The sequence below is a fragment of the Leptospira limi genome (genome assembly GCF_026151395.1).
Taxonomy (GTDB): domain Bacteria; phylum Spirochaetota; class Leptospiria; order Leptospirales; family Leptospiraceae; genus Leptospira_A; species Leptospira_A limi.
On the sequence record NZ_JAMQPV010000003.1, the window covers coordinates 280418 to 301288 of the forward strand.

General features: G+C 36.2%; 17 protein-coding genes. 8 read left to right on the forward strand and 9 right to left on the reverse strand.

The genetic code is table 11. The features are described 5' to 3' along the window. Positions 1-45 precede the first annotated feature (45 nt). Entirely contained in the window at positions 46-3663 is a 3618-nt protein-coding gene (locus ND812_RS16470) for a LamG-like jellyroll fold domain-containing protein (protein ID WP_322113706.1), read from the forward strand. Between the two features lie 50 nt (positions 3664-3713). On the opposite strand, the gene ND812_RS16475 is transcribed toward ND812_RS16470, so the two are convergent. Then, positions 3714-4439, reverse strand: coding sequence for a DUF4386 domain-containing protein (locus ND812_RS16475; protein WP_265376444.1), 726 nt, complete (start codon positions 4437-4439; stop codon positions 3714-3716). A 471-nt stretch (positions 4440-4910) separates the two neighbouring features. Between ND812_RS16475 and ND812_RS16480 the strand changes: the two genes are divergently transcribed. After that, positions 4911-5999, forward strand: coding sequence for a helix-turn-helix domain-containing protein (locus ND812_RS16480; protein ID WP_265376445.1), 1089 nt, complete (start codon positions 4911-4913; stop codon positions 5997-5999). Positions 6000-6057: 58 nt separating this feature from the next. Here the strand turns inward: ND812_RS16480 and ND812_RS16485 are convergent, their stop codons facing one another. Together ND812_RS16485 and ND812_RS16490 are read right to left on the reverse strand one after the other, a co-directional pair. After that, positions 6058-7194 carry an MFS transporter gene (locus ND812_RS16485; RefSeq protein ID WP_265376446.1) on the reverse strand — a complete coding sequence of 379 codons (1137 nt, stop codon included), beginning with the start codon at positions 7192-7194 and terminating at the stop codon, positions 6058-6060. A gap of 18 nt (positions 7195-7212) precedes the next feature. Continuing rightward, the gene (locus ND812_RS16490; RefSeq protein ID WP_265376447.1) at positions 7213-7713 is read right to left on the reverse strand and encodes a DUF2938 domain-containing protein; all 501 of its coding nucleotides are present in this window, start codon (positions 7711-7713) and stop codon (positions 7213-7215) included. Positions 7714-7867: 154 nt separating this feature from the next. Here ND812_RS16490 and ND812_RS16495 point away from each other — a divergent pair, with 154 nt between their 5' ends. Beyond that, positions 7868-8461 (forward strand): ArsR/SmtB family transcription factor, encoded by a 594-nt coding sequence (locus tag ND812_RS16495; RefSeq protein ID WP_265376448.1) that lies wholly within the window; start codon positions 7868-7870, stop codon positions 8459-8461. 76 nt (positions 8462-8537) lie between these two features. On the opposite strand, the gene ND812_RS16500 is transcribed toward ND812_RS16495, so the two are convergent. Next, positions 8538-8801: an RNA recognition motif domain-containing protein gene (locus ND812_RS16500; protein ID WP_100716636.1), complete on the reverse strand. Its 264-nt coding sequence runs from the start codon at positions 8799-8801 to the stop codon at positions 8538-8540. 571 nt (positions 8802-9372) lie between these two features. Here ND812_RS16500 and ND812_RS16505 point away from each other — a divergent pair. Continuing rightward, the gene (locus ND812_RS16505) at positions 9373-11640 is read left to right on the forward strand and encodes a fatty acid desaturase (RefSeq protein ID WP_265376449.1); all 2268 of its coding nucleotides are present in this window, start codon (positions 9373-9375) and stop codon (positions 11638-11640) included. A 24-nt stretch (positions 11641-11664) separates the two neighbouring features. Here ND812_RS16505 and ND812_RS16510 read toward each other — a convergent pair whose 3' ends face one another. Continuing rightward, positions 11665-12231, reverse strand: a complete 567-nt coding sequence (locus tag ND812_RS16510; protein ID WP_265376450.1) for a TetR/AcrR family transcriptional regulator — start codon at positions 12229-12231, stop codon at positions 11665-11667. A gap of 313 nt (positions 12232-12544) precedes the next feature. Between ND812_RS16510 and ND812_RS16515 the strand changes: the two genes are divergently transcribed. Continuing rightward, positions 12545-14029, forward strand: coding sequence for an NADP-dependent isocitrate dehydrogenase (locus ND812_RS16515; protein ID WP_265376451.1), 1485 nt, complete (start codon positions 12545-12547; stop codon positions 14027-14029). 73 nt (positions 14030-14102) lie between these two features. Here ND812_RS16515 and ND812_RS16520 read toward each other — a convergent pair whose 3' ends face one another. Further along, positions 14103-14702 carry a hypothetical protein gene (locus ND812_RS16520; RefSeq protein WP_265376452.1) on the reverse strand — a complete coding sequence of 200 codons (600 nt, stop codon included), beginning with the start codon at positions 14700-14702 and terminating at the stop codon, positions 14103-14105. A gap of 167 nt (positions 14703-14869) precedes the next feature. Between ND812_RS16520 and ND812_RS16525 the strand changes: the two genes are divergently transcribed. Next, positions 14870-16087 (forward strand): FAD-binding domain-containing protein, encoded by a 1218-nt coding sequence (locus ND812_RS16525; RefSeq protein ID WP_265376453.1) that lies wholly within the window; start codon positions 14870-14872, stop codon positions 16085-16087. Between the two features lie 3 nt (positions 16088-16090). Here the strand turns inward: ND812_RS16525 and lsa20 are convergent, their stop codons facing one another. The 3 genes from lsa20 to ND812_RS16540 form a co-directional block, all read right to left on the reverse strand. Continuing rightward, positions 16091-16699 carry an LIC11469 family lipoprotein adhesin Lsa20 gene (gene lsa20, locus ND812_RS16530; protein WP_265376454.1) on the reverse strand — a complete coding sequence of 203 codons (609 nt, stop codon included), beginning with the start codon at positions 16697-16699 and terminating at the stop codon, positions 16091-16093. A 22-nt stretch (positions 16700-16721) separates the two neighbouring features. Continuing rightward, positions 16722-18194, reverse strand: a complete 1473-nt coding sequence (locus ND812_RS16535; RefSeq protein ID WP_265376455.1) for an NADase-type glycan-binding domain-containing protein — start codon at positions 18192-18194, stop codon at positions 16722-16724. 64 nt (positions 18195-18258) lie between these two features. Further along, on the reverse strand, positions 18259-19245 hold the full coding sequence (locus ND812_RS16540) for a thioredoxin domain-containing protein (protein ID WP_265376456.1): 987 nt from the start codon (positions 19243-19245) through the stop codon (positions 18259-18261). Positions 19246-19272: 27 nt separating this feature from the next. Between ND812_RS16540 and ND812_RS16545 the strand changes: the two genes are divergently transcribed. Then, a complete protein-coding gene (locus ND812_RS16545) occupies positions 19273-19770 on the forward strand; it encodes a DUF3592 domain-containing protein (protein WP_265376457.1) in 498 nt (165 codons plus the stop codon). 100 nt (positions 19771-19870) lie between these two features. Further along, a complete protein-coding gene (locus tag ND812_RS16550) occupies positions 19871-20695 on the forward strand; it encodes an ankyrin repeat domain-containing protein (protein WP_265376458.1) in 825 nt (274 codons plus the stop codon). Positions 20696-20871 lie beyond the last annotated feature (176 nt).

Consider the following 20871-nt stretch of genomic DNA (forward strand, 5'->3'; position numbering starts at 1 on the left):
TTTTCTCTAGTGACCTGTTCATTTCCAGAGTTGTCAAGAAGCCCATTGGACTACTTGGCTTTCCTCCGTATTTTCACTGGTTCAGGTCAAAGTTTAGGAGGAGCCGTTTCAGGATTAAGGTCTGGAACTTCAGTTACTCTCACCAATGGAAACGATTCTATCACTATTTCCGCGGATGGAAATTTTACATTCCCTACTCGATTAAACTCTGGACAAAGTTATGATGTAGGTTTAACGACAAACGGAGTTGGGATCACATGTTCCATAACAAATGCGCAAGGGGTTGCCCAAAATTCTCCAATAACAAATGTTAGCGTTACTTGTGGAATTGGTGTTGGTTTTTACGAAGTTGGAGTCAACGTTTCAGGGATCAGTGGTTCCATTTCTATTCAAAACAATGCAGCGGAATCACTTACAATATCCTCCAATGGTCTTACTAAATTTACTACTTTACAACCAACTGGGTCTAACTACGCGGTCACCATTACTTCACAACCTGCGGGAACGGTTTGTACGTTTGATAATCCATTATTAACTTTTGGTTCCATTGCTGCAGCAAACGTAACAATTTTTATCACTTGTGTGAATGGTTACATTGTTGGTGGAAATTTGTTTTCTTCTACAGGCATTGACCTTGGAACAAATTTAATCAACAGAAAGACCTACATCAGAACGTTTGTTGGATCATTCCCCACTAACAATGGAGGTTCGGGTGCTGCTTCTGGTGTGGCGGTAGCTACCGCAACTCCAACGACTGCTAGATTCACGAATCCAAGTATGTTAACAAGTGATGCCAGTTTCATTTATGTTGCCGACACAGGTAATGGAGTGATTCGGAAAATTGATAAATCCTCAGGTGTTACCACCATTCTTGCAGGAGGAAATACTGGCGGAGGGACAACTTGTCCAGGCACGGTTACAACGAATTGTTTAGACGGAATCGGAACTGCAGCTCAATTTAATGGAATTGTTGGGATCACAACGAATGGAAATAATTTATTCGTTTTAGAATTGAATGGAAATCGCATACGAATTGTGAACTTGGCAACATCGAATGTTTCAACTTTTGCAGGTTCCGGTGTAACGGGGGCATCAGACAATACCTCTGGAATATTAGCTTCTTTTGCCAATCCAACCTGGATTACTTTACATAATGGAATTTTTTATATAGTAGACAGAGGAAACTGTACAATTCGTACCGTAGACCCTGTGTCATCTTCTGTGGGAACAATTGCTGGAGGTGCAGGTTCTTGTAATTTTGCGAACAATCCAGTTGGTACAAATGCAAGGTTTGTATCCCCAATTGCCATTGTAGGTTTAGGAAGTTATCTTTACGTAACTGATGTTGGAGTGGGCGGTGGTTATAAAATTAGAAGGATCGCTCTCACTGGTACGAATGCAGTAGATACATTAGCGGGTGATGGAGTACAAGCATCCACCGATGGATTTGGGACTTCCGCTCAATTTAACGACCCACATGGAATCACAACTGACGGAACTAATTTGTTTTTATCTGAATGGCTCGGACATAGAATTCGTCATATAAACTTGAGTAACAGTAAAGTAACAACACTGGTAGGAAGTAGCTCAGGTTATTCTGATAATGCGACTGGGAATGGCCTACTTAATTTTCCTGGATACATTGCAACTGACGGTCAAAAAGTTTACATAGCCGACCAAGGCAACCACGCCATTCGTTTTTTAGAACCTGCTGAATTAATACAATATTCATTCGATGGGAATGCTAACGATTCGATCGGAACTAATCACGGTTCATTGATTGGTTCTCCTACTTTCACTTCAGATGAAAATGGACTTTCCAATGGTGCATATGAGTTGAATGGAACATCTGATTACATTGTATCATCAGGACCATTGACCCAAAACACAGATAATATCACTTTCTCCGCTTGGGTACATTCTTCCGCAAATGATGTAAATCAATTCATTCTGTACAATGGACTCGGCCTCAGCAATGGGTACGGTCTCATGTTGGATATTACGGGAAGTTTGAGAATCGATTTATCTGGCACTTTAGGGCCACCCACTGCAATGAAATTGCCACTCAATCGATGGGCACATGTCGCAGTACGTCGGTTATCAAATAATTGGCAAATTTACATCAATGGAATATCCGCAGGGATTGTCTTTTCAACAAACCCGATCCAACCTACTGCGACGGCTACGTTTAAAATTGGAGATGCTGGGACTGGTAATTTTTTTAGAGGAAAAATTTCTAATGTCAATTTTTTCAATGGCGCGTTAGACGATGATTCCATACAAACTTTAGCAGTACAAGTTCCATCAGGTTTGATTTCCTATTTTCCATTGAATGGAAATGGAAAAGATTACGGAAACTTCAAAAATGACCTTAACAATTATGGGGCTGCATTGACTTCAGATCGTTTTGGCATACCCAATTCAGCGTATTATTTTAATGGAGCCTCCTACTTCCAAAAACCAAATCCAAATGGATTACCCACAGGTATTGTAAGTCGTACCATCTGCGCTTGGTTTAATACTTCTTCTGGTATTGGACAATATATCATCAGTTATGGAACACCAGTTCCAAATACAGGAAATGGTCTTGTCATTGATCCTCCTGAAGTGGGAATGTTTGGATGGTCTGCGGATGCAAAAATATTACACGAAGATTTTGTTAACCAATGGATACATCTTTGTGGCGTTTTTGATGGTGGAACAAAAAACGTTTCTCTATATGAAAACGGTACCTTAAGACATTCTGAAACACAAAGTGGTTGGTCTACAGGTACGAGCGCAAATTTAGAAATAGGAAAATTAATCACTACAACTGGGTTTTTTTCAGGGGATCTTGATGATATTCGAATTTATGATAGGACCTTATCTGTTGCAGAAATCCGTGCAATTTCAGGACCTTATCCAACACAAGTTAGTTCCTGGAACCAAACGGTTGCTAGTAGTAGTTTAAAATTTTTCTTATTACCTGAAAGTGCTAGTATTGGTCCAGGTGGTTGCCTTGGCAGTGTCAATTGTGTTTCCGCATGGAATGATCGAAGTGGAAACAATTTCCACGTCTACCAAGGCTCAGCCCCTGCACAGCCAGTGTACAATGCGACAGGAATGAATGGAGTACCTGCCATTCGTTTTAATGATGCTTCTGCCAATTTTTTGTCTACATCCTGCGTTCCTGATCTATTATCCACTTCCAATACAATCTTTGCGATGTACAACGATAATGGAATGATAGGTAGTGATGGAATTTTCCACAATGGTGAAAAACTACTCTATTTACCGGACATTACAACTAACAATCTCTTAAGTTTTTTCGATCTCCAACTCAATAATCCAAAATTAATATCAACGGGTGCATATAACATACCTTCAGAAAATATCCTTATGTCCTTAGATTTTAATGGAACTACGGGTAGTATTTATAAATTTGGGACTCCCGTTGCCTCCTTATCTATACCAAGTGCGGGATTTACGTGTGGAGTTTATGACTTAAGTATCGGTAGGTTCTTATGGAATTCGGGAATTTATCCGTTCAATGGGGATTATCTTAATGGTCATATAGGCGATATTATTTATTTCAACCAGACACTTTCCACAAGCGACAGAGAACTCGTTGAGTGTTATTTATCAGGGAAATACAGAGTGAAAGTTGGCCATCGATGTCATTGAAACACCAAATAGGTTAACCCACATTTGGTGCTATCAATCAACAATTCAGCTTAAGCAACAACGTTTGGTTTTTGCTTCAATATTTGTATTCCTAGTGCCATCATCCAAACCAACCAACACAAACTTCCGACTAACCCTGCGAAGGGGATTTCCTTCACATCTGAGATGACAAGTGAAAATAATTCAAATTGAGCAAGTAAATATATAAAGGCAGATACCATCCCGAAATTGGAGATCCATTTGGGGAATATTTGGTTTTTACGAAGAACAATTGATAGAAGCAACATCCATAAAATTATAAACAGTTGGCCTAAGTGCTCACCAATTAAAACCCCAAATAGATGGTGGATTGTTTGGAAATTGATGAGAACGACTTCTTTCATAATTTCTGAAGAGTTTGGGTCAAAATATAAATTTGATAGGATTGGTACAACAAATACCCAACGTAAAAGACCAATCAATTGGAAAAACAACGAAGCGACACCAAAAATAACGGCCGTTAAAGATAACAATGGGCTATATACTTTTGTATTCTGATACAAATGTAAATACGCAAAAAAAAGTGGGAGCCCTGAAATTCCAAAAAACCACCATGTCCATACCAAGGAAGAACTACCTTTATGGAATTCTGACAAAATAGAGTCAGTTGGTTGTCTCAATATATCAGGATATTGAAAATTCATAATTAAAAGTGTGTAAGGAATTTGAATCAGAATGGGTATCATGATTAATACCAGTCCAATATACGGATTCCATTTTATTGTTTCATTTTTCATTGTTTACCTCAAAAAAAAATTCTGAAAAACTAATGCCTGGTGTTGGGTTGAGCTCTGTTGCAGAACCTTCTGCAGCAATTACGATCAGACCCAAGATGCATTGGTAAAAACCAGTAACCAATCCCTATTTTACAAAACACAGTTGTGATTCCTGGATCAAAATTGGTTTCATAATAACCGAAATGAACAGAATATTCGCCTTTTCTATATTCTCCACCGATGGAAGGAGCGCGAAAAAAATGTATAGAAAATTTTTCATTGGAGAACTTTGCATTCCCTAAGATAGTATCAGTGAAAAGAATAAACAAACTTTGTGAAACCAAAAGTTCTATTTTGAAGATTCGAAACATTTCTCTTTGATTGTAAGCGAATGTGGAGACTTTGTCGTCTCACCCCATTGGGTGGAACTCCTATTTTTTAAAAAAATCCGTCTATCCAAATGTAACGTATTATGATAGAATCAAGCAATCAATGATCGGATCTATTTTATTAAGTGCAGGGTTCATCCAGTCATTGTTTTTGGGATTGTATTTTTTTTTCCAAGGGAAACATAAAAGACAATACAGTTTGTATTTATCTTTTTTCTTTTTTTTTCTTTCTCTCACCATGGCCTGCAACCTGATTTATTTTTCAGGAAATCTAAATGAATTTCCTCATTTGATCAAATTGGGTTATTTTTTCGGATTTTGTATCGCTCCACTTTTTTCATTTATCATAACTAGGTATTTTGTGATTCCAAAGGAAAGTATTTACTGGGAAGGATTCACTTTAGTCGTTCCTTTACTATTTTTAGTATATGAAGCTCCTTTTTTCTTATTAAGCGGAGAAGACAAATTTTTATCTCTTACCAAGATGCAATCGAATGAAATATTCAGTGAGACCAATTTGTTTCAGATATTTATATTATTTTTTTCATTCGTCGTTTTCTTAAGAACATACATTCGGTTTAGACTCGAAATGGGACAATTTGCAAAAGATCTCTATTGGGAAGGCAAAATATTTGAAAATTACCTTCTACTGTTACTCATATGGCTTTGTTTCTGTATTTTGTTTTGCATCATTTTACCAGGCAAAACTTCTGAATCGATTTCGAATCTAGGGTTTTCCATTTGGATCCTTGGGTTTGCTTGGCATAGAGTATACTTAGATAAAAAAGAATCTCATGATCTTCCAAATCACCAATCTGAAGAAGTCAAATACCAAAAGTCATATCTACCAGAAATTCAAATGATGGAACTTGGGAAACAATTAGAGAACATACTTGAAGACAAAGAGTTTTTGTTCGATGGTGATTTAAATCTTACCCTTATTGCCAGTAACCTTGGAATCTCTACTCATTCTACATCTCAAGTATGCAACAGATACTTTGGTAAAAGTTTGATCGAAATCATCCAAGAAAAAAGAATTGAACATGCAAAAGATGCTTTAAAAAATTCAGATGATACGATTTTAAGAATTGGATTTGCTGTCGGTTTTAATTCTAAAAATTCATTTATACGAGTGTTTAAGGAACTAACTCAACTCACTCCTTCGGAGTATCGTAAAAAATACAAACCTTAGCCGAAACAATTTTAAAATTGAAACTATCATTTCAGCTAAGATAGACAATTGCGAATGACTAATTCTTTGTTTCCTTCAAACTCAAGGCAATGGAAAAAGAAAAAATACAAGCAATCATACCAAATGCAAACACTGCCGCATAACCAAAATGATCGGCAACAAATCCTGCAAGTGGCCCAGTCACTCCTAAGGCAAGATCGAAAAATGCAACATAAGCACCTAATGCGACTCCCCGAAATTGTGGTTCCATATTTTTAACTGCTTCAACACCGAATGCAGGGAAAACAAGTGAGTAACCAAATCCTGTCAAGACAGCACCTATAAACGCTATATAAGAGTGATTCGCCTGCCATAATAATATTTGTCCTATCATTGCGACAAATGAAAAGATGAGAGCGATTTTTTTCCCACCATATTTATCCACAGTTCCAGCAAAAAAAATACGAGATAGAACATAAGCAGTTCCAAATATCGCCATCACCCATTGTGCGTTTTCCCATCCTCTTTCTTTGAAGAGTAAGGTACTAAATCCAGCAATCCCAGCAAAAGATACGGCAGAAAAAAGTAATCCAAAACCATGTTTCCATACTTTAGGAATTACTTGGTAAAATGGAATTCGTACCTTACTTGCGGGAGGGATGGCAGGCACAGAAATGGAAATGAGTCCAGCAATTATAGGAAAAAGAATCGCTAACATAACTCCACCCTGGAAACCTAATTGTTGTACCATTAGATATCCCATAGGAGCAGAAATTGCAATCGCACCATACATCGCCATACCACTCCAAGCCATCACACGACCTGCGTTAGCTGGACCAACCAAACCGACTCCCCAAGAAAGAGCACCAGTGATTAATAAACTTTCTGAGTAACCTAAGATGATTCTACCAATAAAAAGTGTTATGAGTCCCATATCACCAGGTATCAAAAGAGGACCTAAACTTACAATACCTGAGATTACTGCAAAGAACAATCCCCTTGTGACTGCGACTTTGGGCCCTTTTAAATCCGAGATGGAACCTGAATGGTGACGAAACAGTAATGTCACTATTGATTGAGTTCCAAGTATAATTCCAAGCCAAACATCACTATATCCTAATGTATTTCTGATAAATCCTGGAAGTGTTGCAATTGGAATTCCTACAGAGAAAAAACCAAAGAGAACTATGGACGCGATGATAATAATATATTTCATATACATTCCTTAAATTTTTTAACGCAAATAAACATGTGTTAGAAGTGCTGTTCCGTATAAACCAAGTCCATAAACAGTATGGATGGCAATATTTCGAATTCTAACTTGAAATGGTTTTGGCGTTTTTGATGCCGCGATGCCAATACCCATAGCAGGTTGCATCAAAAACCAAGGTGCAAGAATGGTCAAGAGACCCAAAAGAACTGGTTCTTTCAAGGAAGGATTTTCTAACCAATTCACTCCCCAGATGATGGGCAACAAACTAGCAAAAAAAATTCCTATCGCATAATGTGAAAACCAACCAATGATTATCTCTCCCGGAATTACCGCAGATTTCACAATTGGTGAATGAAAGAATTTACCTTTTACACAATGTCCTACCCATCTACCCAAAAGTCCAAGATCCAATGAGTTTACCTGAAATGTCTTTTGTAAAAAAAACCTCCATAGATCCATCGCCATCGTAGCACCAACCCCAATCAAAATTGTCTGAATTGTTATTCCTATCAGGTGATCCATGACAACCTCCTATCAATAAATCGTTCTATCATTCAATGTATTTATTGAATGATAGAACGTCTATAGTTTTTTAAGATATTCTAAAAACTCTTGCCAGAATGGGATTGATTGATTTTTTAAGATTGGTATGAGAAGTTTGGAAACCATTCCCCGTATGAGCGAAATCGCGAGTATGCTCGGGAATGAATCACGATTAATTTTGCTTCAGCTTCTGGCAGAAGGGGAAAAATCGGTAGAAATTCTTTCTGAAGAATCCGGTATCCCGGTTGCAAACACGTCCCAACACCTACAAGCGCTAAAAAAAGCAAATCTAGTCATCACAAGACGGGATGGAAAAAGGATACTGTATCGTTGGGAATCAGGTCCAATGAAGGAACTATTCTTAGCATTGGAAAAATTTGCAATCTACAGCACTGCCCAAGATGACCATTCAAATCTAAAATCAAAAGGCAGAAACACTGAGTTATCAACCTCTGAATTGCAAAAGAAAATGAAAAAAGGAGGAATCCTCCTGATTGATGTCCGCTCTAAAGAAGAGTATAAAAAAGGACATATACCAGAAGCTGTAAACATTCCTTACAATGAATTGGAAACATATAAATTTCCCAAAAACAAAGAGCTGATTGTATACTGCCGAGGACCTTTGTGTTTATTGTCTGTGAATGCGTTGAATTTTTTGCAAGCTCGCGAACTTAGTGTTACACGATATGGTGGAGGATTTAGAAACTGGGAATCAGGAGAAATCTAAAAGGAACAAATCTATAAAAATTTTTCTATATAATAGAATATCAACTATAAACTTGTTCCCTTCCGTTAAACTAGAATTAGTTCCAGTTGTTAGTTTTTGGTTTTGCAATATTCACTTTCATTTCACGATTGAGAATATTTTTTCCGTTTAAATCGCTGATAGCTTTGTCAGCTTCATTACGATCCTTCATTTCGATAAAACCAAAACCTTTTGATCCGCCAGTGTACTGGTCAGTGATGATTTTAGCAGAAGAAACAGAACCATGAACTGAAAAAAGTTCGTTAAGTTTTGATTCCGTCATTTCGTAAGAGAGGTTACCTACATAGATATTTGTTGACATGTGATGTCCTTATTAAGTTTTATTTGACTCTGAAATTTTAATGGATTAGAAACAACTTTCCTGAAAGGAAATTAGGTAAAAACACAACGAAAATGCAGGGGAAAACTAATGAAAGAGATCAGAATGCAAAAAAGTGAGGACTACTTAGTGGTTAAAAAAACGATAATATTTTGAATCTGTTACCAAGTTAATTCTAGTTGAAATTAATAGCAACCCTATTTAACTTTTTTTCATTTAACAAAAGTTTTTTGCCCCCACTCTACTGGTTCGAACAGTTTTGGACTGCCCACTGAAAAGTTGATGGCAAACAGATTTAATTGCCATGCGATGATTCGATAGTTCATGGGAGGTGGTCAAGAAAGCCTCCATTGGTTCAAACAAGATTCCCCGCAAAACAATGTGTCAGGGAATCCCAATTGAAAAACGATCAGGATTCTCTGTAAAAATCTGGAATTAAATGTTTGACACAAATGTCTTATTTTATTTATAACGAACGTGCGATATAAAATGTGCTCTTCCCCCAACTGTCATAATGGGGATTTGGCCTACACCACAGAGAAAGGAGTTGGGTATGTTTCTCTTAAATCAAATGGGCAAACAAAAAAATAAGGAGATCCATGGATCCTCCTCTGGTACCAAACACGTAACAATCAATGGAACTACAATTGAAGCTTTTCGGAATGAAAATATTCTCAGTGCGGCACTACGGCAAGGGATTGATTTCCCACATAGTTGTCGTGTTGGAGGCTGTGCAACTTGTAAGTGTCAACTTGTGGATGGGAAGGTAAAGGAACTTACCGAAACTGGGTATTTATTGACTGATGAAGAATTGAATAAAGGTTACGTCCTTGCTTGCCAAAGCATTCCACAAACTGATGTTAGTATCCAAGTTGAAAACAAAACCACTTATTCAGGAACAGTTATCCAACAAAATGTTTTAACTGAGGATATCTGCGAAATCTCCATCCAATTGGATACAAAACTGATTTTCCAAGCAGGCCAATATGTTTCGCTATCAATCGAAGGGATGGACGTCGAAAGAAATTACTCCATCGCAAATGCACCAAATCAGAAACGAATTGTTAAGTTCATAGTACGTAAAGTTCCCAATGGAAAATTATCAAATTATATATGGAATGAGAATTTATTGGGGAAAAAAGCAAAACTCAAAGGTCCATTTGGCAATTTTTATCTAAGAGATTCCAAAAAACCAATACTTATGGTTGTTGGAGGTAGTGGACTTGCACCAATACTTGCTATGTTAGAGGAAGGGATTTTGAAAGGCACAAAAAGGCCACTCACCTTACTTTTCGGTGCACGCAAAAAAGAAGATTTATACAAGATAAGAGAAATCAAAAAAATTCAAAAAGTTTGGAAAGGGAAATTTACCTTTGTTCCAATCCTTTCTGAAGAACCAAAAGGTAATTCTTGGAAAGGGGAAAGAGGTCTTGTCACATCAAAAATCAAAGACCACCTAACAAAAACGACTGAAGTTTATTTATGTGGACCCCCACCAATGGTTGATTCTGCAACAAGTGAATTATTCAAATTGGGAATTCAAAAAGAGTCAATCTTTGCCGATCGATTTACAACCATTGATCATAGTCTTAGTTTGAACATAGATGACAAAAATTCTAAACGCAAAGCTGGATTGTTTGATTATCTAAAATTCTTTTTGTTTCATATTGTAGGACTCTCATCTGTCGTGAGTATCCTTATGGGAGGATACTATACTACGATTGGATTTTTTTCCTTACTCTTATTTTACATTTTTGGAGATGCAATTTCAGGAGATGACAAACATACTCCAAATTATACAAATCCTCAAATTCTTACGTTTCAACTTTGGATGGCATTACCAATTTTATGCCTTATCTTTTTTTGTTCCATTTGGACCGTGAGTCCCATTGATACTTTTGGTTTTGGATCTTGGTTAACACAAATAATTGGATACGATTTTAATTTTGCTAAATTGAATACATCTCCCCTCGTCCATGTGTATGCGATCATTTTCACTGGATTGATGATTGGACTCGTAGGAACCATTACAGCACATGAATTAACCCATCGCACATGGGATCCCATTTCTATGTTCATTGGTCGTTGGTTATTGGCTTTTAGTTTTGATACTATCTTTTCAATTGAACATGTCTATGGGCACCATCGTTATGTTTCCACGACAGAAGATCCAGCCACAGCTCCTCGCGGAAGGAATGTGTATTACCATATCCTTGTTTCGACCATCAAAGGTAATCTCAGTGCTTGGAATATTGAATTAAAACGTTTGAAACGTAAAAATGTACCAACGTTATCCTACCATAATGCTTTCCTAAGAGGACATCTGATGAGCGTTAGTTTGGTTGTGTTAGCGTATTCTCTTGGCGGAATGCCAGGAATGTTCTTTTATATCGTTTCTGGATTATTTGGAAAAAGTCTTCTGGAAATTGTAAATTACATGGAACATTATGGAATGGTTCGATTGCCAGAAGAACCAGTACAACCAAGGCACTCTTGGAATACAAACAAACGAATTAGTTCCTGGACGATGTTTAATCTAACGCGACATTCTCACCACCACGCGCAAGGAGAAGTTCCTTACCAAGATTTAAAACCATATCCTAATGCACCTATGATGATCAGTGGGTATTTGACAACAATTGTGATTGCACTCATACCACCTTTATGGCATTATCTGATGATTCCAAAAGTTAAGGAATGGGACCAAAAGTTTGCAAGCCAAGAAGAATTGGAACTTGTAAAAATCGCCAATCGTACAAGTGGAATCTCAGAGTTTGTAAACTCCAATCGCAATCAATCACCCTTGCAATCAAAAGGATAATTTAGAAAAAAACATTAAAATGATTTACGATTGTTTGGAATCCCAAGTGAGTAAATCACCTACATACCTTAATCCTTCAAACAAATCAATCCAAGGAGTGTGTTCATCTCCCTTGGATTTTAAGAATAGAACTCCAACAAAAAAAGCAAAGAAGGCTTTACCACCCTTCCCTTCTGTTTCTTTTGGAAAAAATCGATTGAGTGCACTTTCATAAGCAACAAAAGAATCTTCTAATAATTGTACCAGTTCTTTAGATTCTGAATGTTGTCTTTTGATATCAACTGCGAGTAACATCAAATTCAAAAAATGTCCTTCTTTTCCTGAAACAAAATTCATGATGTCAATGATACTCGTTGTTTCTTCTGATAACTTTTGGATTGCTTCTGCATCTGTCATCACTAGATGTTTTACCATTGAAGAAAACAAAGCTTCTTTTGTTGGGAAATAATGATATAAGGTACCAGTTGAAACTCCTAGTTCTTTAGCAAGTTCTCTCATCGAAACAGAGGCTACCCCTTTGGAGACAAAGATTGGTAGGGATTTAGAAAGTAACTCTATTCGATACAAATTATGATCTACAATCTTTGGCATAAAGACCACCTAGGTTATGCTCGCAATCGATTTTCCAAAATGATTCAATCATTTCCGTTGGACTTCAAAAATCGACGAGACAACAGGATTATATTAATTCTATGCGAAAGGACATCAAGCGAGAATCTTCTGGAAAAAGTTACCACTTAGCCTCACCGCTATCCTTGCTAAGTCACATTCAAAATGGATTATGTAACTTTTTGTTCCTAAATTAATTTTCCAAAAAAAAATATTTTTTAGCAACTTTCGATTCTACTGTTGTCTAATATACGAAATGCAATTCACGTATTATATTGCATATCGGGAGCGAAATATGCCTACAACCATTAAACAATCAAATTCAAACCTATCAGAAGAGAACGAGGAAGCTATTGTCACTCTGATAGAAGGAGATGGAATAGGACCTGAGATCATCCAACAAACGATCCGCATTTTAAATGAAGCTAAATCTGGATTACAGTTTGAAAAGGTAGATGCTGGCTCTTCAGTTTATTTATCTGGTATCCTCTCTGGGATTGCTGAAAATGCTTGGGATACAATTCGAAAATACCCAACCATATTAAAAGGTCCGATCACCACTCCCAGAGGGAAAGGATACAAAAGTTTAAATGTTACCATTCGTAAAACATTGGGGTTATATGCGAATGTTAGACCTGCAAAAACATATGATCCTTTCATTGCAACGAATCATCCCAATACCGATATCGTCATCATTCGAGAAAATGAAGAAGATACGTATGCAGGAATTGAACACCGCCAAACACGTGAGGTTACTCAATGTTTGAAACTAATTACTGTTCCAGGGACTGAGAAAATTGTGCGTTATGCATTTGAATTCGCAAGATCTAATGGAAGAAAAAAGATCACTTGTATGGTAAAAGACAACATCATGAAAATTACAGATGGATTGTTTGCCAATATCTTCCAAACAATTGCGAAAGAATACCCTGAAATTGAAGCGGAAAGTATGATCATTGATATTGGTGCAGCATTACTCGCCAATCGACCTCAAAAATTTGACGTGATCCTTGCTCCAAATTTGTACGGTGATATCCTTTCTGATATAGCGGCAGAGGTCACAGGTTCTGTTGGTATGTGCGGATCTGCAAACATCGGTGACTTTGTTTCAATGTTCGAAGCTGTCCATGGAAGTGCTCCCGATATCGCTGGTAAAAACATTGCTAATCCAACAGCCGTGATTAAAGCAACTGTGATGATGTTAACACATCTAGGCAAAACAGAAAAAGCAAAACTCATTAGGAATGCTGTTTTAAAAACCATTGAGGATGGTTATCGAACTGCTGATGTATTTCAAAATCAAAAGAATACAACACTTGTTGGAACTAAAGAGTATACAGACGCAATCATTGATCGACTTGGAAAAAACCCGGAGGTACTTTCGGCAAGTGAACTTGTTAAACCTAAATCTTTTACGCTCAGTTTACCAACTCAGAATGAAAAAAAAGAATTAGTTGGCGTTGATATTTTTTTAGATATACCGAATGATCGTGATCCAAATGTTTTAGGTAAAAATATTGAGGTTATCACCGAAAACTTCTTACACTTAAAAATGATTACAAACAGAGGAGTAAAAGTATATCCAAAAGGACAAAAGGAAACGTTTTTAACAGATCATTTCCGATGCCGATTTATCTCACCTAACGGTGGGAAAATCCAACACAAAGATATTACAGCCGTACTAACCTTACTCGAATCAAAGGGATATGATTATATCAAAACAGAAAATCTGTATGAATTTGATGGAGTACCTGGATATTCCTTAGGACAAGGAGAATAGATAAACAGTCCTATGTTGTATCAAAACCTTTAGTTACAAATCAAATGGTGACTTAAGGTTTTAGAATCTTCTATTATTTTGATTCGAAAAGTTTTTCCAATGGTAAAAATACATCACGACTGATACCTAAAGGCATATAAAACTCTATATGATCTACAAATTTTGCAGAACCACCATACACTTCAATTGCGACTGATGTTTTCCCAGATTCATTTGCCAGTATCTCTTGAAACTTCGGATATACTTTTGTAGGTGCAAGGAAGTAAGAGAATACATTCTTAAACGGAAATGTAGATGTTAGACAATCAGACTGTGGAATTTGGAAGGTAACAAATTTAGATTGAATTGATTTGATTTGGTTTTCCGCAAGACCCAACATACGGCATCCCAAAATTGATCTTAAGTTTTCAGGTGGAGTGTCTGGAGGATCCAAATAAATTGCCAAACTATTACATTCAGTAATACCAATTGATTCCCATTCCTTTTGGAATTTTTCCCAACTCTGATTTAGGTTTTGGTAGGGACCTTTATGAGTGTAAATGAACACCTCTACTGGCCCGAAGGATTGGTGTTTCACTTCAATCGTTTTAAATCCACCCATGTATGCATAAATGGAAATACCTATAAAGACAAGTATTCCAATTACAATGCTAATTATCTTCATCGTTTTCATTTGATTCCCTTTTGTATTCCGATGTTTTTTTGCAAAGGAAACAGAACTTGCAAAAGTTGATCTTGGATTTTTTTTCTTTTTTGTCAATAAATTAAGTAAGGTAATTTGTTAGTTCTGTCTAATCAACATTCATATCTCTAATAGAAATTTGGGAATCCATAATCCAATTGAAAGTTTCGTTTCCAACAGATCCAATCTCCATCCAAAAAAGAATCCAATCTATTGATCCAATCAAGTATGTTAGTTCAAGAAACTATATTGATGGAGCAGTTTCATTATTATCACCTTATATTGCGAGAGGTTATATTTCCACCAAACAGATCTTCGAACATGTGTCTTCCCGAGGATATAAACCTTACCAAATTACAAAATTTGTTCAAGAATTAACCTGGCGTGATTATTTTCAGCAAGTTTGGCGAAATAAGGGCGAACTTTTATTCCAAGATTTGAAACAACCGCAACCTGGAATCAGACATTACAAAATTCCAAAATCAATTTTGAATGGTCATGTCCAAACAGGGATCTCAGGGATAAACCGAGAGTTACTCGATTTTTACGAAACTGGTTATCTTCACAATCATGTAAGAATGTACATTGCTTCCCTAGTTTGTAATATTGGTGGTGCCTACTGGAAAAAACCTTCGGAATGGATGTATTATCATTTGTTAGATGCTGATGCAGCAAGTAACACTTGTAGCTGGCAGTGGGTATCTGGTTCCTTTAGTTCTAAAAAATATATTGCCAACCAAGAAAACATTAACAAATACCTAAAAACGAATGATCATGGCACATTTTTAGATCGAAGTTATGAAAAAATTTTAGAATTTAATTTTCTTCCAAAGGAATTAGAGGATTTGTTTGACTGGGATTTAACGAATGTTTACCAAGGAACTGAAAAATGGATTGAATCAAAAATTTCGAATGCAAATCCAGATGATCGAATCTATTCTAACTCCAATCCCAATTTTTCTTTAGATCTGGACCTTTCCTTACCAGTGTTATTATATGATTTTTATAATATAGATCCAAATTGGAAAAAAAACATTCAGGCAAATCGGATATTTATTTTACGCCCTCATTTTTTTAGAAAGTATCCATCGTCCCCCAAAACTATGGACTTTATATTCGCTCTCGCAAAGAATATACCAAAAATCCAATTTTTTTGGGGTGAATGGGAAGACCTATTACACCAATTAAATTCAGCTCGACCTGAAATTTACTGGAAAGAACACCCAACTAACAAAGAATATATTGGCAAAGAAGAAGAAAGAGACTGGATTTTTCCTGAAGTTTCTGGATACTATCCTTCCTTTTTTACTTATTGGAAAAAATGTGATAAAATATGGGATCGTAAAAATTTGCCGAACCAACCAAGTTTGTTTTAAAAATCAATCCATCTCACTAGGAAGAGATTTACTTGCACCTTTCTCAAATTGTAACATTCTTTCTTTCGTGATACCAATCAAGTTATGAGTCAACACTAATGTATCTCCTAAAAAGTCAGGAGCAAGTCGAATTTCAACAACACGATACCAAGTTTCTTTAGGTAGTACAGAAAAAGCATGGTTCACACATAAACATTTGAATTTAAAACCAAAACTATGTTCGACGGGCATCGCGGAATGGGGTGCTGCGAAAAAATAGGCTGGTTTATCTGTAGGATTTTTCATCACCAATAAAAATTGTTTTTTAGAACCAGGTTTTAAGACTAATTGCCCATTCGGTATCAAGTCTCCAAAAGGAGCACGTTTTCCATCTTGGATAGTACCTGTTGTCCAAAGCGCTAAAGTTTGTGCTCCTCCCGGTTCTCTAATTTCCATTTCTAAAGGTAATGAAGTGTATACCCACCTAACATCAATTTTTACTTTGTTAGATGGGGTAGGATTTGTAACAACAACTTGATTGTGTTCGTGATTCGTTGGAACTACTTTTTCTTCACAGGAGTTGAACAAAAGCACCACACTGAATACAATACAAAAGATAATTTGTTGTTTCATACCGATAAAACAGAATCCCTTACTATTCTAAATTTAATTCCAAGGTTGAGAAATCTAGATTATCAGTTTTTTTAGAATTGATCAGATAAAACTGTTTTCCTTTCACTTGTAAGGTAACAAATTCTTGAAAAATTTTCTCCGTATTATTTGGATCTGGATTTTTCACTAAGTTACAATCCCTTCCACATCCATTACAATCGCCACCACCATAATCCAAAAAGTTTGTAAACGTTTGTTTTCTTAGAAATCCAAAGATACGAAGTTGGATTTTTCCAGGATTCATCTCTTTTACTTCATAATTTCCTAATCCATAAAACCGATTTGAACTTTCTTCTCCAGCATCGTAATTAGTCCTCGCTGTTGAACCTTCTAAAAAGAATGTCCCATCCGAACGCAATCGAATTGTCCAATCAGAGGAAGTAGGAGGATCCATGTTCTCTTCCATAGCCACTTGATTTTCTGCTCCTTCAGGTTGGTCTACGACCGCTTCATCACCTGAAATAGCATATACTTCTCTACCTGTTAAACCTCGATTTAAGACCATACGAAGTGATGATTTTGAAAATGAATCAAAATTCTTTGCAGCAGTGTCTTTGGATTTTGGAAGAGTATCCATGGCAAACCAATCGCCATCATGACCAAATCGAAGTTCTGATAACACAATCCCTTTCTCTGTTAATCCAGGATAAATCTCTTCCACCTTCATTGTTAGTTTTTTACCCTTAAAGGTTGAAGGAAGTTGGATTTCTTGGCTACCCATTGTATCTTCTACATTGATTTTAGCAGAATAACCATCATCACCAGTTAATAAAAATGCTTTAACTCTTCCATTTTTAATACAGTGAACATCAGACCTTTGGTAACCATTCCAAATTTTAATGACAGAAATCTTTTTTGTATCCGCAAAATCAAAGTTAAATGATACTCCAACGCCGCCTTTAACAGATGCATACCCATTCTCATATTTAGAATCAAAAAGATTCATAACAGAATAAGTTGGCTCAGGTGATGCAGTCTCAGATGCAGTTACTGTTCCAGATACAATCTCTGGTGTATAAGTTCGATATGCTTTTTTGGCATCATCGTAAAATTTGACAGCTTTTAAACAAATATTTTGATTTCTTTGAAAATTCAAAGTTACCGATCTCGCTTGCACAACTGGATCAAAAATAACTTCTGAGTTTGATTTTTCGATATCCGTACTTGCATATACTTCATCAAAGTTTACATAAGCAGCGACTCGGTCTTTAAATTGACCATTACAAGACTCGATGGATACTTTAGTTAATGGGAATGCGTTGTCTGCATAAAAATGTAATTTAACAAATTCTGCTCCAGGCTCAGCCTTCCATTCCTTGCCGTCTAACACCAAGAAGGGGAGGCCATTCTCCATCGATGTAGACGTAACCATTGAAAAATGGAGTTTTTTCCCACAATTGGCAGCGAATGTTACCATTAAAATCAAAACAAAAAATAGACTGGATTTGAGTTTCATTATTGGTCCTTTGAAAATGTGGATTTAAAAGAACCCATTGTACGGAAAAAAGGCAAGAAATTTTTTATGGACTCGTATCTTTTAATACTCTTTCCCAAGTATCTTGTTTTAATGCACCAACAATCCATTTCCCATTGACCCAAAATGTAGGGATTGAAGTGACTCCAAGTTTTTTTGCTTCTTCCCAGTCCTTTTTGACTAGGTCTAGGTATTTTTGAGTTTCTCTTTGGGAATCACATTCAGACCAAACACTCGATTGGTTAAGTATGGGATCTTCTGATTTGATCATTGTTTTCGCATGGGCATATAGGTTTTGCATATGATCTGTAAAATGAGCTGGATCTCTTTCCCACAAACAACGTGACACAATGAGTGGTGCTAAACTTTGGTTTGAATCACCGTCCAGTGGGAAATCTTTATGGATATAATGAATTTGATTTTTGTATTTCGATAAAAGTTTTTTTGTATGGGGAAAGGTTTCCTTACAAAAGCCACATAAATAATCGCTCCATTCGATGATCACCCATTTCGAATTGGGTTGGCCAAATTGAGGTGAGAACTTACTATTTATTTTTGCAAGTAAACTCGCCTTTGATTGGTCAAATGGTTTTTGTTTTATGCTTATATTCGATTTTTGAAAAATACGACTCCAAACAATTCGAATGCGAATCATTTCTCGCATTCGATCAATTGCATCTGTATCCTGTATCGAACTTCGTAATTGTTTTTTCTCTGTTCCCCAGTAATGATTGATGTCCATCTCGGAAACAAGTTTTTTCTCATTTTCCTTCCATTCTTGTAAGGTAATTCCAAGTGATTTTGATCTCTCATTTAATTGATTCAAATGAATCTCAGATGAAAGTGTTTCTTTGATCGATTCTTCAGAAGGTAAGGATTCAGGTAGATACCGATTTTCCGGCAAAGGTTCAGAACAAGAAAAAATAAAGAAAAATAAAATGACTATGGGCACATTCGAAATCCTATAATCTTTCGCAAATTGTCTCAAGTATTTTTGTGCGATCAAACTTGTTTTTTTGATTGAAAGTGGCAATTGTTTCCATTTTGATGAGTCTCCTGTATGAAAATTAAAATCCTGTCGCGCATATTACAGTTATTAGCTCTCTACCTCTTCTTTACTTCGGTTTATGCGAGTTTAGGTAAAATCATCACCATTCAATCTGGAACCAAAATTTCTGGTAAAGTTGTATCATCTTATAAGGAAACCGATTACTCCACGCAAACTGGTAACAAACGTTATGGGACAACTCACTACATCCTAAGACCAATCATCAAATACCAAGTAAATGGAGAAACTTATGAAATTCATGGACAAATTCTAGGTGAGGTCGGCAATCACTACCAGATCGGACAAAGAGTTCCTCTCTATCTTTCTGAAAACCAACCTGATTATGCGATTATCAATTCCTTTTATGAATTGTGGTATGAGCCATTGAGAAATGTATTCTTCAGCATAGGGTTGTTTTTAGTTGGAACTTTCTTGGGAAAAATTCTTTCGAGAATAAAAACATCAATAGTGAATTTATTTAATCCACAAGCGCATTTGGATCAGTTCTAAAATTCGGTTGGTTTCAAAACTGTTTCCATTTAAAAAAATTCGAATTGGAATACTACTCTTCTGTATCATTCCCAATTCAATATTTAGCCAAAGCAAAGATATGGTCAAATTAGAATGGTATCATTATATCATCCTCTCCCCTATTCTCGTGATTGATGCAGTTAAGAAAGGTTACCATAGTTTTGAGAACCAAATCGACAATTTCCGTGAATTCCAAAGTTTACCTGAATTACACAAAGCAGTCATACAATCTGATCTAGATCAGGTTAAAAGAATTGTTTCTTCCGGTGCAAACTTAGAGACAAAAGACAAAAATGGGGAAACTGCGTTATTCTATGCTCTCGATAAAAACCGTATAAATATCGCCAGATTTTTAATTCAGAAGAAAGCGAATGTGAATGTTTTCAATCTTCATGGACGTCATATAGTCCATCCTGCCATCAAAAACAATCAATATGATTTGATCAAACTTATGTTAGATTATGGATTAAACCCAAATTTTGATGGAAGTGGGCCTACAACCCTAACTCTCACTGCAAATGTTAACCCCAACAATTTTAAATGCGTCCGACTTTTTGTAGAGCAAGGTGTCAACATCAATGCGTTGGATAAAAACCACTACTCAGCTCTCATGTATTTAACAATGATCGAAAATCCAAATCTAGAAATTGTTTCTTATATGATTAGCAAAAAAGCGGATGTCAATGCCAAGGACAGTTCTGGTAGATCCATCCTTCGTTTACTCATCGAAAAAAGATCTCAAAATTTAGCCTTAGTCAAGCTCCTATTAAAAAAAGGCGCAGACATTCATTCCAAAGATAAAGAAGGACAATCAATTTTCGATTTTATCAATCAGTACTATGATGATCCCAATACCAATGAAATTGTTCAATATCTAAAAAATTACAAAAAATCAAGCCGATAAAAGACAATCAAAGCGAGCAATTCAATCAATGTGAATTCGCAGATCAATCTAACTTTATGTTGGCGGAATTAAGATCATTACCTTTTTTTTATCCATTCGAGAACGAAAAATTCCAAAGTTCATTTTAAAGAAAAATCTTCTTAGGATTCACAAAAAATATTCTCGCTAAAAAAAAT

Excerpts from the sequence above, each read along its gene's own strand:
- ND812_RS16475 (WP_265376444.1), bottom strand. The coding sequence starts at position 4,439 with ATGAAAAATGAAACAATAAAATGGAATCCGTATATTGGACTGGTATTA.
- ND812_RS16480 (WP_265376445.1), top strand. The coding sequence starts at position 4,911 with ATGATCGGATCTATTTTATTAAGTGCAGGGTTCATCCAGTCATTGTTT.
- ND812_RS16485 (WP_265376446.1), bottom strand. The coding sequence starts at position 7,194 with ATGAAATATATTATTATCATCGCGTCCATAGTTCTCTTTGGTTTTTTC.
- ND812_RS16490 (WP_265376447.1), bottom strand. The coding sequence starts at position 7,713 with ATGGATCACCTGATAGGAATAACAATTCAGACAATTTTGATTGGGGTT.
- ND812_RS16495 (WP_265376448.1), top strand. The coding sequence starts at position 7,868 with ATGAGCGAAATCGCGAGTATGCTCGGGAATGAATCACGATTAATTTTG.
- ND812_RS16500 (WP_100716636.1), bottom strand. The coding sequence starts at position 8,801 with ATGTCAACAAATATCTATGTAGGTAACCTCTCTTACGAAATGACGGAA.
- ND812_RS16505 (WP_265376449.1), top strand. The coding sequence starts at position 9,373 with ATGTTTCTCTTAAATCAAATGGGCAAACAAAAAAATAAGGAGATCCAT.
- ND812_RS16510 (WP_265376450.1), bottom strand. The coding sequence starts at position 12,231 with ATGCCAAAGATTGTAGATCATAATTTGTATCGAATAGAGTTACTTTCT.
- ND812_RS16515 (WP_265376451.1), top strand. The coding sequence starts at position 12,545 with ATGCCTACAACCATTAAACAATCAAATTCAAACCTATCAGAAGAGAAC.
- ND812_RS16520 (WP_265376452.1), bottom strand. The coding sequence starts at position 14,702 with ATGAAAACGATGAAGATAATTAGCATTGTAATTGGAATACTTGTCTTT.
- lsa20 (WP_265376454.1), bottom strand. The coding sequence starts at position 16,699 with ATGAAACAACAAATTATCTTTTGTATTGTATTCAGTGTGGTGCTTTTG.
- ND812_RS16535 (WP_265376455.1), bottom strand. The coding sequence starts at position 18,194 with ATGAAACTCAAATCCAGTCTATTTTTTGTTTTGATTTTAATGGTAACA.
- ND812_RS16545 (WP_265376457.1), top strand. The coding sequence starts at position 19,273 with ATGAAAATTAAAATCCTGTCGCGCATATTACAGTTATTAGCTCTCTAC.
- ND812_RS16550 (WP_265376458.1), top strand. The coding sequence starts at position 19,871 with ATGGTCAAATTAGAATGGTATCATTATATCATCCTCTCCCCTATTCTC.